The sequence below is a fragment of the Kitasatospora nipponensis genome, assembly GCF_039528135.1.
GTDB classification, from domain to species: Bacteria; Actinomycetota; Actinomycetes; order Streptomycetales; family Streptomycetaceae; genus Kitasatospora; species Kitasatospora nipponensis.
The window spans coordinates 1-12,855 of the sequence record NZ_BAAALF010000100.1; the positions used below are offsets into that span (position 1 = coordinate 1).

Annotated in this window: 8 protein-coding genes; 5 read left to right on the forward strand and 3 right to left on the reverse strand. The window is 75.0% G+C overall.

Annotation, left to right across the window (positions count from 1 at the left end):
- Positions 1–468 precede the first annotated feature (468 nt).
- Positions 469–2,175, forward strand: coding sequence for an NlpC/P60 family protein (locus ABD323_RS24560; RefSeq protein WP_344444097.1), 1,707 nt, complete (start codon positions 469–471; stop codon positions 2,173–2,175).
- An 88-nt stretch (positions 2,176–2,263) separates the two neighbouring features.
- Here the strand turns inward: ABD323_RS24560 and ABD323_RS24565 are convergent, their stop codons facing one another.
- Complete coding sequence (locus ABD323_RS24565; protein ID WP_344444098.1) at positions 2,264–4,546, reverse strand: FdhF/YdeP family oxidoreductase; 2,283 nt, start codon at positions 4,544–4,546, stop codon at positions 2,264–2,266.
- A 21-nt stretch (positions 4,547–4,567) separates the two neighbouring features.
- Positions 4,568–6,661: an FAD/NAD(P)-binding protein gene (locus ABD323_RS24570; RefSeq protein WP_344444099.1), complete on the reverse strand. Its 2,094-nt coding sequence runs from the start codon at positions 6,659–6,661 to the stop codon at positions 4,568–4,570.
- 514 nt (positions 6,662–7,175) lie between these two features.
- Between ABD323_RS24570 and ABD323_RS24575 the strand changes: the two genes are divergently transcribed.
- From ABD323_RS24575 to ABD323_RS24590, 4 genes are all read left to right on the forward strand, one after another.
- On the forward strand, positions 7,176–8,333 hold the full coding sequence (locus tag ABD323_RS24575) for an LLM class flavin-dependent oxidoreductase (RefSeq protein ID WP_344444100.1): 1,158 nt from the start codon (positions 7,176–7,178) through the stop codon (positions 8,331–8,333).
- 105 nt (positions 8,334–8,438) lie between these two features.
- Positions 8,439–9,656, forward strand: a complete 1,218-nt coding sequence (locus tag ABD323_RS24580) for a serine/threonine-protein kinase (RefSeq protein WP_344444101.1) — start codon at positions 8,439–8,441, stop codon at positions 9,654–9,656.
- A gap of 75 nt (positions 9,657–9,731) precedes the next feature.
- Positions 9,732–10,946 (forward strand): serine/threonine-protein kinase, encoded by a 1,215-nt coding sequence (locus tag ABD323_RS24585; RefSeq protein WP_344444102.1) that lies wholly within the window; start codon positions 9,732–9,734, stop codon positions 10,944–10,946.
- 156 nt (positions 10,947–11,102) lie between these two features.
- Complete coding sequence (locus ABD323_RS24590) at positions 11,103–11,954, forward strand: fumarylacetoacetate hydrolase family protein (protein WP_344444103.1); 852 nt, start codon at positions 11,103–11,105, stop codon at positions 11,952–11,954.
- Between the two features lie 46 nt (positions 11,955–12,000).
- Here ABD323_RS24590 and ABD323_RS24595 read toward each other — a convergent pair whose 3' ends face one another.
- Positions 12,001–12,801, reverse strand: coding sequence for a TetR/AcrR family transcriptional regulator (locus tag ABD323_RS24595; RefSeq protein ID WP_344444104.1), 801 nt, complete (start codon positions 12,799–12,801; stop codon positions 12,001–12,003).
- Positions 12,802–12,855 lie beyond the last annotated feature (54 nt).

Consider the following 12,855-nt stretch of genomic DNA (forward strand, 5'->3'; position numbering starts at 1 on the left):
CGAAGGCGAGCGCCGTGACGATCACCACCGCCACCAGGAACGTGATGTGTTCCATAACCCAAGCAATCCTTGTTGTTGTCGGACCGGCGTGTTCCCCAGTCGTCTGCAGTCGTGACGGTAGGGATGGTGGGTGAACGGGAGGTTAACTACCTCGGTCTTCCTGGATCCATGCATGACGGGAGTCTTTCCGCTGTGCGGACTTCAGATGACGTGACCCGGTTTGACCTGGGCTTCTGTGCTGGATCGTCCGTTTTGCGGGGTAATCATGAGATCTGCGTCACGACGCACCGTCAGCTGAGAATTCATCAGCCGGTGGGGAGGCGGCCTGCCGGATGTGGCCCTTCCCATGGCAGGATCGTGCGGGGTCCGCGTTCGGCGGGCCGGGCGGAATCCGCGTGCGAAGACCGGCCAGGCCGGGGGCGCCGCGGGGGTCGTCAGGGGAGGACCGAGCGAGGGGGAGGCGGGCCCGTGCGAGCTGTGGGACGCGATCGGATCATCGGAACGCAACCGTGGCTGCGAGCCGCGCTGCGCTGTGGGGCGGTGCTCGCCATGGCCGCCCTCGCGCTGCCGCTGGCCGGCCAGGCGGCGTTCGCGGCGCCCGCGCCCACCCCGTCGGCCTCGGCCACCGCGACCCCGGGCAACCCCGCGGACCCGCTGGCCGCCGCCGAGGCCACCCTGGGCCCGCTGCTCGACAAGGTCCACCTGCTCTACCAGAACGCCGAGGCCGCCACCGAGCAGTACAACGCCACCGCGACCCGACTGGCCGTCCAGCAGGGCGACCTCGCGGCCGTCAACGCCAAGCTGGACCAGCAGCAGAAGGTCGTCGACGCCGGGATCGACGTGGCCGCCGAGCTGGCCGCCGCCCAGTACCGCAACGGCAACCTCTCCGCCTACGGCGAGCTGCTGCTCACCCAGGACCCCTACCAGGCGGTCCACCTCGGCGAGCTGCTGGCCGCCGCCGGCCGGTCGCAGGCCGCCTTCATCGCCCAGCTCAAGACCGACCAGGCCGCGCTGGAGGAGCTCAAGACCCAGTCGAGCGCCGCGCTGGCCGACTCCAAGGTGCTGCTCGCCCAGCAGGACAAGAGCAAGGCCGACATCGCCCAGCAGCTGGCCACCGTCGAGCAGCTGGTCTCCAGCCTGACCGGCGCGCAGCAGACCGAGCTGCAGCAGCTGGAGAAGCAGCAGGCCGACCAGGCCCAGGTGGCCTTCCTGGCCTCCGGCGCGCTGGGCCAGGGCGAGCGCACGCCGTCCGTCGCCGGCCGGGCCGCGGTCGCCTTCGCGCTGGCGCAGCTCGGCAAGCCGTACGAGTGGGGCGCCACCGGCCCCGGCACCTTCGACTGCTCGGGCCTGACCTCGCAGGCCTGGCTGCACGCCGGGGTCTCCATCCCGCGCACCAGCCAGGACCAGTGGGCGGGGCTGCAGCACGTGCCGCTCAACCAGCTGCGCCCCGGTGACCTGGTGGTCTACTACGCGAACGCCGAGCACGTCGCCCTCTACATCGGCGGGGGACTGGTGGTGCAGGCCCCGCACACCGGCGCCGTGGTGCGGGTCTCGCCGATCGGGATGGCGCCGATCCTGGGCGCGGTCCGGCCGGACCCGCAGGACACGGCCGACGACCAGGGCGGCGCCTGGAAGGTGCCGGACGTGCTGCAGAACCTGCAGACGCTGACCCCGATCGCACCCGGGCTCGCCACCGTGCAGGGGCTGCCGACGGTGGCGCCGCTGCCGGCCGGCGCGCCGATCGTCCCGCTGGTGTCGGCGCCGCCGATGGGCCCGGTGGTGCCGACCGGCCAGGGTCAGTCGACCGCGCCCGGCTCGCCCTCGCCGTCGTCCTCGGCCTCCGGGACGCAGCCGTCCGCGCCCGGCACCTCGCCGAGCGACTCGCCCTCGGGCTCCGGCACGGCCACGCCGGGCGGCAGCGCCTCGCCGTCCGGGACCTCCACGCCCTCCGAGAGCGCCTCGACGCCGGCCACCGGCTCGCCCACCGGGTCGCCGACGGGCGGCTCGACCGCGACCGGCAGCCCCACCGGCTGCTCGCCGACCGGCGGCTCGTCGGCCCCCTCGACCCCGGTCACCGGCTCGCCCACCGCCGGCGCCACCGGATCCGCCTCGGCGGCCGGCTCGAACAGCCCCTCGGGCAGCGCTCCGGCCGCCACCACCACGCCGAGCCACTGAGCCCGGTCAGCCGGCGCGCGGCACACCGGCCCGGCCCACCGCGATCACCGCGGCGGGCCGGCCCGGTGGCGTGCCGACGGGCCCCGGGTCAGCTCGGCTCGGAGTCGGCCTCGAAGCGGATCACCACGGCCTTCGAGGTCGGCGTGTTGCTGATGTCCGCGGTGGAGTCCAGCGGGACCAGTACGTTGGTCTCCGGGTAGTACGCGGCCGCGCCGCCCCGGGCGACCGGGTAGTGCACCACGCGGAAGTGCGGCGCCCGGCGCTCCACCCCGTCGCGCCACTCGCTCACCAGGTCCACGTAGCCGCCCTCGGTCAGGCCCAGCTCGGCCGCGTCCGCCGGATTGACCAGCACCACCCGGCGCCCGCCGGTGATGCCCCGGTAGCGGTCGTCGAGGCCGTAGATCGTGGTGTTGTACTGGTCGTGCGAGCGCAGCGTCTGCAGCAGCAGGCGGCCGGCCGGGACCTCGGGCGCGGTCAGCGCGTTGACCGTGAAGTTGGCCTTGCCGGTGGCGGTGGGGAAGCTGCGGCTGTCGCGCGGGCCGTGCGGCAGCGCGAAGCCGCCGGCCTTGCGGACCTTGGTGTTGAAGTCGGCGAAGCCCGGCACCACCCGGGCGATCCGCTCGCGCAGGGTGTCGTAGTCGTCCGCGAAGTCCTCCCACGGCAGCTGGTCGCCGGCGCCGAGGGTGGCGCGGGCGAGCCGGCAGACGATGGCCGTCTCGGAGAGCAGCCCGGGGGCCGGCGGGCGCAGCCGGCCCTGCGAGGAGTGCACGATGCCCATCGAGTCCTCGACGGTGACGAACTGGTCGCCCCGGGGCGTGCGGTCGCGGTCGGTGCGGCCCAGGGTGGGCAGGATCAGCGCCCGCGCGCCGGTCACCACGTGCGAGCGGTTGAGCTTGGTGGAGACGTGCACGGTGAGCCGGCAGCGGCGCATCGCGGCCTCGGTCACCAGGGTGTCGGGGGTGGCCGCGACGAAGTTGCCGCCCATCGCGAAGAAGACCTTGACCCGTCCGTCGCGCATGCCCCGGATGGTGTCCACCGAGTCCAGGCCGTGGTGGCGCGGCGCGGCGAAGTCGAACTCCTTGTCCAGCGCGTCCAGGAAGGCGGTGGACGGCCGCTCGAAGATGCCCATGGTCCGGTCGCCCTGCACGTTGCTGTGCCCGCGCACCGGGCAGACCCCGGCGCCGGGGCGGCCGACGTTGCCGCGCAGCAGCAGGAAGTTCACCACCTCGCGGATGGTCGGCACGGCGTGCTTGTGCTGGGTGAGGCCCATCGCCCAGCAGACGATGATCTTCTCGGACTTCAGGACGAGCCGCGCCAGTTCCTCGATCTGCTCGGCCGGCAGCCCGGTGGCGGCGAGCACCTCGGCCTGCGTGGTCTGCTCGGCCTCGGCGGCGAACTCCTCGAAGCCGTGGCAGTGTTCGGCGACGAAGGCGTGGTCGACGCCGTCCGCCGCCAGGATCGCCTTGTTCAGGGCGCGGAAGAGCGCGAGGTCGCCGCCGAGCCGGATCTGCAGGAAGAGGTCGGTCAGCTTGGTGCCGTGCCCGACCAGGCCGCGCGCGTTCTGCGGGTTCTTGAAGCGCTCCAGACCGGCCTCGGGCAGCGGGTTGACGCTGACGACCGTCGCACCGGCCCGCTTGGCCCGCTCGAGCGCGGAGAGCATCCGCGGGTGGTTGGTGCCCGGGTTCTGGCCGGCCACGATGATCAGGTCGGCCTGGTAGAGGTCCTTCAGGCTGACGCTGCCCTTGCCCACGCCGAGCGTCTCCACCAGGGCCGAGCCCGAGGACTCGTGGCACATGTTGGAGCAGTCCGGCAGGTTGTTGGTGCCCAGCCGGCGGGCGAACAGCTGGTAGGCGAAGGCGGCCTCGTTGCTGGTGCGGCCGGAGGTGTAGAAGGCGGCCTCGTCGGGGCTGTCCAGCGCGGTGAGCTCCTCGGCCACGATCGCGATGGCCTGCTCCCAGCTCACCGGGGTGTAGTGGTCGGCGCCCTCCTCCAGCAGCATCGGCTCGGTGAGCCGGCCCTGCTGGCCCAGCCAGTAGCCGGAGCGCTCGGCCAGCTCGCCGACCGGGTGCTCGGCGAAGAACGCGCGGGTGATCCGGCGCTCGGTGGCCTCCTCGGCGACCGCCTTGGCGCCGTTCTCGCAGAACTCGGCGGTGTGCGGTTTGTCCGGCTCGGGCCAGGCGCAGCCGGGGCAGTCGAAGCCGCCGTGCTGGTTGACCTTGAGCAGGGTCGCCAGCGCGCGGCGCGGGCCCATCTGCTCGTTCGCCATCCGCAGGCTGTGGCCGACGGCCGGCAGCCCGGCCGCCGCGTGCTGCGGGGCGGCCACCGCGGGCGCGTCCTGCGCCGGGTCGCTCTGCGGGGCCTGCTTGGCCATGACCGTGCACCTCCTGCTGGATCAGGGCCGCGCCGTCGTCAGCCCCGCCCCCATCCTGTCACCTCCGTCCAGCCGTTCGCGCTGGTCGGTCGGGTCGGGCAGCTCGCGCGGGTGCGGCCGGTCGGCCGGGTCGCACGGGTCGCGCGGGCCCAGCGGGTCGGCGGCGAGGGCGCGCAGCAGCGCGCGGGCGGCGGCGTCGTTCTGCCGGAAGCTCGGGGCGTTGATCCGCGGGCGGGCGAAGGCGGCGAAGGCCCGGCCGTTGGTGTGCGGGCCCAGGGCGACCCGGCGCGGGTGCCCGGCGCCGCCGAGCGAGGGGTCGAGCACCCGGCCGTCGGCGGGGGAGGTGGTCAGCAGTCCGGACCGGTGGACGTGCTGCGCGTCCGCGACCACCTCCTCGGCCAGCTCACCGGCGCGCAGCAGCGCGGCCAGCAGGTGGTCCTCGGTGCGGTCCAGCGCGTGCTTGGGCAGGTAGGCGTCGATCAGCGCGGTGGCGGTGACCCGGTGGCCGGGCACGCTGGGGCTGCTGGCCACGAAGGTGCCCCCGGCCTCGTCCAGCTCCACCGCCAGGTCGGCGCCCAGGAAGTGCACGACGCCGGCCTCGGAGAGGGCCAGCAGCTCGCGCAGCCGGAAGCCCGGCGGGCCGGAGGCCAGGAAGCTGAAGAAGCCGTGCCACCAGCCGTCCAGCTCGCGGGCGGTGGAGCGGGCGGTCAGCCGGCCGGCCGCCAGCACCCGGGGCAGCTGGCCGTAGAGCGAGAGCAGGGCCAGGAAGGCGCCCAGGTCGGCACTGTGGGCGGGGTCGGCGCGCCGCTCGACGTCCGCCCGCAGGTAGCCGCACAGGTGCTCGCGCAGCGCCTGCGGATCGGCGAACCGCAGGCCGGCCAGTGGGTGGTCCAGGTGCTCGAAGTCCAGCCGGTCGGCCGGGTCCGGGACGCCGGCGGCCACCAGGTCGGCCCGCTCGTCGGTGTACCAGTCGAACCGGTCGTAGCCGGCCAGGAAGTCGGCCCAGGGCAGCGTGGTGCGCTCGGGGTGGGCGTGGAAGAGCTCGTGGTAGTAGCCGAAGCCGATCTCCTTGGCCATCAACGGCCAGATGTCGCGGCGCAGTTCGAGCTGTCCGGGGCGGGCGAGCAGCTGCTCGACACCGTCCGGCCCGAAGTACCGCGGCAGTGGCGCGGGCGGGCCCTGCAGCCGGTAGCCGGTCTTGGCGTGGTACGGCACGCCGCGCCGCGAGCCGACGTGCAACACCGGCTCGCGGCCCGAGGGGCGGTAGCGCAGGGTGCCGTCGGGCAGGTGCTCGAAGCGACCGCCGCGGCCCTCGGTGAGCAGTGCGGTCAGGTCCACGAAGGCCAGCCCGAAGCCGCGCAGGATCACCTGCTCGCCCGCCGCGACACCGGCCAGCGGGCCCTCCGCCTCGGTGGAGAACGCCGGCGGCAGGTGGAACCGGCCGTGCCGGGCGGCGAACTCGGCGCTGACGGTGTGGGCTTCGTCCAGGTCCGCGCCCAGGTGGCCCAGCGCCAGCACGACCTGATCACCTGTCAGCTCGACGCCGGAGGCGAGCGTGACGCGCTGCGGGCCGTCCGGCGCGCCGGTCAGGGCGATGGCGCGCCCGCGGTGCACGGTGAGGGTGATCCACTCGGGCAGGTCGGCCACGGCCCGGCGGAACACCCAGTCCAGGTAGGCGCTCAGCGCCCGCCGGGTGGCGAAGTCGCCGGGTGCCAGCGCGTCCAGCTCGGCCCGCACCGCCGGATCGGCCGGCTCCAGGTGCGGGGCGAACTCCTCGCGGTGGGCGGCCCATCGGGCGAGCGAGGGGCCGGGGCGGACCGGGCCCTCGATGGCCGAGCGCTCGTCGGTGAACATGGTCACGTCCTCGGCCATCGAGTTCATCCGCAGCAGCGGTGACTGCTCGTGGCGCCAGATCCGCCCGCCGCCGGGCGGGTACGGGTCGACCAGGTGGATCTCCACGCGCCGCCGGGGCGGCAGGAGTTCGGCGGCGTTGGCGGCGAGCCGCTCGATCAGACCGGTGCCGCGCGGGCCGGCGCCGACGATCACCACGGTGCGGGCGGCGGGCGGTGGGCCCGCCGGTCCGTCGGCGGGCGGGGCGCTGTGCGAGATGGCCATGGCCGGGCTCCGGGGCAGGCGTGGAAGGGGCGGGGTCCGGGCGGGCCCGGATCCGGTCGGCGTCACGCGGGCCGCGTCCCTCAACGCGGCGGCACAGCTCTCACTCCGGTTCGGATCGTACGCGGAGGCGGGGAACGGCTGTCAAGGTCGTTCGCTCGCGCCCGACTCGAGCAGGCGGTTGACGAAGTCCGCGACGCACTGCTCAACTTGGGCCATGAACGCCGCGCCGCCGCTGGTCACCCGCGACCACATCGACTTCGGTCGGGTGTGGTCCGCGGCGTGTCGCGGCTGACGCCGGCACGGGCCCGCTGAGCGGCCCCGCCACCCGCTCGGGACCGCCTCCCTCCGCGGCCCGACCCCGCCCGGCCCTCGCCGGGTAGCGCCTCGCCCCGCCCGCTGCCTGCCGCGTCCTTCGCCCGCGCCGTGCCGTCACATCGCGCCGCCGTGCGATGCCGTGCGATGCCCTGCGATGCCCCGCCCTGCCCTGCACCCGTCCGGAGAAAGGCAGTTCGCCATGCCCGTCGAGTTCCTCGGGATCGCCGCCACCGGCGACGGTTCGCAGACCACCGCCCGCAGCACCGCCGCCTTCGACCGCGACTACACCCTGCGCCTGGCCCGCGCGCACGAGGAGCACGGCTGGGACCGGGTGCTCTTCGCCTACGGATCGAGCTCGCCCGACCCGGTGCCGGCCGCCGCGTTCCTGGCCGCCCGGCTGGAGCGGCTGCAGATCCTGCTCGCCCACCGCCCCAACGTCTCCGCCCCCACCCTGGCCGCCCGCACCTTCGCCACCCTGGACCAGATCAGCCAGGGCCGGCTGACCGTACACTTCATCACCGGGGGCAACGACCACGAGCAGCGCCGCGAGGGCGACGTCCTGACCAAGGACGAGCGATACGACCGGACCCGCGAGTACATCCGGATCGTCAAGCAGGCGTGGACCAGCCGGGAGCCGTTCGACCACGAGGGCACGCACTACCGCTTCCACGACTTCGTCGCGGACGTCTTCCCCGTCCAGCAGCCGCGCCCGGACGTCTCGTTCGGCGGCTCCTCGCCGGCCGCGTACGCGGCGGGCGGCGCGGAGGCGGACATCTACTGCCTCTGGGGCGAGCCGCTGGCCGAGACCGCCGCGCAGATCGAGCAGGTGCGCCGGGCGGCGGCCGCCGCCGGACGGGCCGAGGCGCCGCGCATCCAGGTCGCGTTCCGTCCGATCATCGCGCCCACCGAGGAGCTGGCCTGGGAGAAGGCGCACCGCACGGTGGCGGCCATCTCGGCCCGCCGGGCCTGTTCGCCGGGCCCGCTGCGGCGCGCCGGCGACCCGGCGGCCGGACCGGAGAACACCGGCTCGCAGCGCCTGCTGGCGATCGCCGCGGCCGGTGAGCGCTACGACCGCGCGCTCTGGACCCCCACCGCCGCCGCCACCGGCGGGGCCGGCAACTCCAACGCCCTGGTCGGCACGCCCGAGACGGTCGCCGAGGCGCTGCTCGACTACTACGACCTCGGGGTGGAGATCCTCTCCGCCCGTGGCTACCACCTGCTCGACGACGCCGTCGACTTCGGCCGGTACGTGATCCCGCTGGTGCGCGCCGAGGTGGCCCGCCGCGACGCCGCGAAGGCCCGCCGGGCCGCGGACGCCGAGCGTGACCGCCACCAGCTGATCGCCCTTCAGGTCTGACCGCCCGGCACCGCGGGCCCGGCCGTCCTTGCCCGGCGGCCGGGCGCTCGCGGTCCCGGGGAACCGTCCGCCGGCGCGACACCCGGTCCCGATAGGCTGATCGGTATGTCAGATGACGCGGGGAAGCCGCCGAACAGCCGCTACCAACTGGTGCGCGCCCTGGGCCACAGCGCCGCCGGCGTGGTCTGGGAGGGGCTGGACCGCGAGCTCGGCCATCAGGTGGCCGTCCGCGTCGTCGGCCCCGAGTGCGCGGCCGGGCCCGAGTCCGTGGCGCGCTTCCTGACCGAGGCCGCCGCGGTGGGCCGGCTGGCCCACCCGCACCTGGTGACCGTGCAGGACACCGCCGAGCGGACCCTGGTGATGGAGCTCCTGCGCGGCCGCACCCTGGACACCGTGATCGCGGCCGGTCCCCTCGACCTGGGCCACGTGCTGGTCTGGGCCCAGCAGGTGACCCTGGCCCTCCAGGCGGCGCACACCGCCGGCGTGGTGCACTGGGGCCTCAAGCCCGCCCGGCTGCTGATCGGCGAGCAGGGCGGCCTCAAGGTGCTCGACTTCGGCGTCGCCCACCTGGCCCCGGCCGCCACCACCGGCGGCGCCCCCTACCTCGCCCCCGAGCAGTGGCAGGGCAGCCCCTCCGACGGTCGCACCGACCTCTACGCGCTGGGCTGCGTGCTCTTCGAACTCTGCACCGGCCGGCGCCCGTTCGAGGGCCTGCAGGCCCAGGAGCTGATGCACCGCCACCTGCACGACGTGCCGCAGCGGCCCGCCCTGCTGCGCCCGGGCATCCCCGCGGCGCTGGACGAGCTGATCGTCGCGCTGCTCGCCAAGGACCGCACCGGCCGGCCGGCCGACGCCGCCGAGGTCCGCGGCCGGCTGGCCACGATCGCGGCCGGCTTCCAGGGCGAGGCCGAGCCGGAGGGCGTGGCGCGGATCCGGGGCCAGGTGGACCAGGCCTGGGCGCTGGGCGAGGCGGGCCGGGCGGGCGAGGCGGTGCAGTGGCTGGGCTTCCTGGTCACCGAGGCGGCCCGCACGCTGGGCCCCACCAGCCCGCAGACCCTCCAGGTCTGCTACGACCTCGCCATCTGGCGCAGCATGGCCGAGGACGTCACCGGCGCCGTGGGGTTGTTGACCGATCTGCTGCCGCTGATGCTGGCCGTGCTCGGACCGGGGCACGAGGACGTGGCCCGGGCGACCAAGGACCTCTGGTCCTACCAGCGCGACCTGCAGCGCCGCCGGTACCAGGTGGGCAGCGGGGTCCGGCCGGGCGAGGTGGCGATGCTGCTCGGGCTCCCGCCCTACCCCTGGCCGCCGCAGGTCCGCTAGGGCGCGGCCGCCCGCAGCCGTTCGCAACAGGTTCGCAGTCCCGAGTACAGGCACCGCTCGTCGAAAAGGGGAGAGATGAGAGCCGGCGAACTGCTGGGGGAGCGCTATCAGTTGGTCCGCGAGCTGGGCCGGGGCGGGTTCGGCGTGGTCTGGGAGGCCTACGACCGGCGGCTGGGCCGGCAGGTCGCGGTGAAGACGCTGCACCAGAACCACGACCGGGCGGCCGCCTCCGACCTCGCCCGGCTGCGGCGCGAGGTGGAGGTGCTGGCCAGGCTGGCGCACCCGCACATCGTGGTCGTCTTCGACCTGGGCGAGGTCCGCACCGACGAGGAGCTCTTCAGCTACGTGGTGATGGAACTGCTCGGCGGCCCGACGCTGGCGCAGGTGATGGCCGCCGGCCGCTGCGAGCTGCCCCTGGCCCTGGAGTGGGCGCGCCAGCTCTGCACCGCGCTGGGGGCCGCGCACGCCGCGCGGGTCGTCCACCGGGACGTCAAGCCGGAGAACATCATGTTCGGCGCCGCGGACCGCGCCGTCCTCAAGGTGCTCGACTTCGGCATCGCCCAGTACGAGGACAACCAGGACCCGCTGACCACCACCGGCTCGGTGATCGGCAGCGTGCGCTACCTGGCCCCCGAGCGCTGGCGCGGCGAGCCCGGCACGGCCGGCTCGGACCTGTACGCGGTCGGCTGCGTGCTGTACGAACTCTTCACCGGGCAGCGGCCGTTCACCGCCACCCAGCACTACGGCCTGATGGTGCAGCACCAGGAGCACGTGCCCGAGCGGCCCGCCGCGCTGCCCGCGGACGTGGCCGACCTGGTGATGGACCTGCTCGCCAAGGACCCGGAGCAGCGGCCCGCCGACGCCGCCCAGGTGGCCCGCCGGCTCGCCCGCGCGGCCGAGGCGGTGCGCGGGCTGCGCCGCCGCGCGGACGCCGCCTTCGTGGCCGCCACCGAGGGCCGGGCCGCCGACGCGGTGCGTGAACTCCAGGACGTGATCCCGCAGTTCGCGCTGACCTTCGGCCCGCAGGACGGTCGGACGCTGCGCACCTGCCACGACCTGGCGGTGAGCCTGGAGCGGGCCGGCCGGCGGGCCGAGGCGTACGGCCTGCTGCGCGAACTGCTGCCGGCCGCGGAGCGGGCGCTGGGCGAGCGGCACCAGGACGTCGAGGACCTGCGCCACCGCCTGGAGCGGACCGCCGCCGAGCTGACTCCGGCCGAGCTGGGCAACCCCGAGCCGCCCGCGGGCCTGCTCGCCGAGCTGCTCGGCGCTGTCAACCGTATGCCCGCCTGATTCGAGCCCCCCGCCCCTTGGAGGAATTGATAGGAACTGGCCGACGGCCACCCCCTGGTTCGCCCTCACCAGGCGTTGATATACCTCGGATGCACAGGCTCGGCGGTGTGCGGCCGCCGCGCGTCATGCGCGATGACCACAGGTGGTGATGGGCAGATGAAGCTCCTCCGTGTTGGCCCCCCGGGTGCCGAGCGCCCGGCCGTGCTCGGCCCGGACGGCACCGCGTACGACCTCTCGGGGCGCACCCGAGACCTCGACGGCGCCTTCCTCGGCGAGCTGGACCCGGCCGAGCTGGCCGCGGCGGTCGCCGGCGGGGAGTTCCCGGTGCTGGAACTCGCGGGGCAGCGGCTGGGCGCGCCGGTGCCCCGGCCCGGCAAGGTGGTCTGCGTGGGCCTGAACTACCGCGACCACGCGGCGGAGGCGGGCGCCGCGATCCCGGCCGAGCCGGTGCTCTTCCTCAAGGCCAGCAACACCGTGGTCGGCCCCGACGACGAGGTGCTGGTGCCGCGCGGCAGCAGCAAGACCGACTACGAGGTCGAGCTCGCCCTGGTGATCGGCCGCACCGCGCGTTACCTGGAGAGCGACGCCGCCGCGGCGGCCTGCATCGCGGGCTACACGATCTCCAACGACGTCACCGAGCGGGCCTTCCAGCTCGAGCGCGGCGGCCAGTGGGACAAGGGCAAGTGCTGCGAGACCTTCAACCCGCTGGGCCCCTGGCTGGTCACCCCCGACGAGGTGGGCGACCCGCAGGCGCTGGGCCTGCGGCTGTGGGTCAACGGGGAGCTGCGGCAGGACGGCAGCACCGCGGAGATGATCTTCCCGGTGCTGGAGACGGTCCGCTACATCAGCCAGTTCATGGTGCTGGAGCCGGGCGACGTGGTGACCACCGGTACGCCGGCCGGCGTCACGATGGGACGCCCCGGCACCGCCTTCCTGCAGCCCGGCGACGTGCTGGAGCTGGAGATCGAGGGCCTCGGCCGCCAGCGCCAGGTGCTCGGCAAGGCCTGAGCCGGGTGGGGGCCGCCCCGGCGGCGGCCCGCGCACCCGGCCGGCCTCAGACCTCCTCGGCGGTGACCCGCAGGCCGCCCAGCCGCTCCAGCAGCCGGGCCGCCCGCCCGCCCGGCGCCTCCAGCGCGAGCAGCCCGGCCAGCACCTCCGCGCTCTGCGGGTCGTGCGCCGCCGAGGTCGCGGTCATCGCCACGAACTCGTCGACCAGCCAGTCCCGCAACTCGGCCGGCGGGATCTGCCGGCCCTCGTCCAGCCAGCTCAGCGAGGCCGCCTCGACCACCGAGATCCAGGAGCGGACCAGCAGGGTCAGCCGTGGCCCGGCCTCCCGCACGCCCATGTAGCGCAGCGTGCGGCGCAGCGCGGTGCGGCGCACCTCGTCCACGATGGCGCTGGTCCGGGCGGTCTCCACCACCGAGCCACCGCGCAGCAGCGCGCCGTAGCCGGCGTCGTGCTCGGCCACGAAGGAGAAGTAGCCGTCCAGCACCGCGGCCAGCTGCTCGGTCGGGGTGCCGCGCTGCGGGACCAGGAACCGGCTGGTCAGCTCCTCGGCGGCGCTGCGCAGCGCCGCCTCGTACAGCTGCTGCTTGCCGCCGGCGAAGTACCGGTAGACCAGCGGGCGGGAGGCGCCGGAGGCCGCGGCCACGTCGTCCAGGCTGACCTCGTCCGGCGGCCGGGTGCTGAAGAGCGACAGCGCCACCGCGATCAGCTGCTCGCGCCGCTGCTGCACCGGCAGCCGCCGGTAGCCGGAGCGGCGGGTCCGCTCCGCGGCCGGGCCGCGCCCGGGTTCCGCGGCCGGGGCGGCGGATCCGGGGGCCGCCGGTGGAACGGGCAGGTCGGTGGCTTCCATGGCGGTCAGCGTAGTGCGCCGCCGGCGGGCCGGACCCGGGCGGGCGGCGTCGAT

Excerpts from the sequence above, each read along its gene's own strand:
- ABD323_RS24565 (WP_344444098.1), bottom strand. The coding sequence starts at position 4,546 with ATGGCCAAGCAGGCCCCGCAGAGCGACCCGGCGCAGGACGCGCCCGCG.
- ABD323_RS24570 (WP_344444099.1), bottom strand. The coding sequence starts at position 6,661 with ATGGCCATCTCGCACAGCGCCCCGCCCGCCGACGGACCGGCGGGCCCA.
- ABD323_RS24575 (WP_344444100.1), top strand. The coding sequence starts at position 7,176 with ATGCCCGTCGAGTTCCTCGGGATCGCCGCCACCGGCGACGGTTCGCAG.
- ABD323_RS24580 (WP_344444101.1), top strand. The coding sequence starts at position 8,439 with ATGTCAGATGACGCGGGGAAGCCGCCGAACAGCCGCTACCAACTGGTG.
- ABD323_RS24585 (WP_344444102.1), top strand. The coding sequence starts at position 9,732 with ATGAGAGCCGGCGAACTGCTGGGGGAGCGCTATCAGTTGGTCCGCGAG.
- ABD323_RS24590 (WP_344444103.1), top strand. The coding sequence starts at position 11,103 with ATGAAGCTCCTCCGTGTTGGCCCCCCGGGTGCCGAGCGCCCGGCCGTG.
- ABD323_RS24595 (WP_344444104.1), bottom strand. The coding sequence starts at position 12,801 with ATGGAAGCCACCGACCTGCCCGTTCCACCGGCGGCCCCCGGATCCGCC.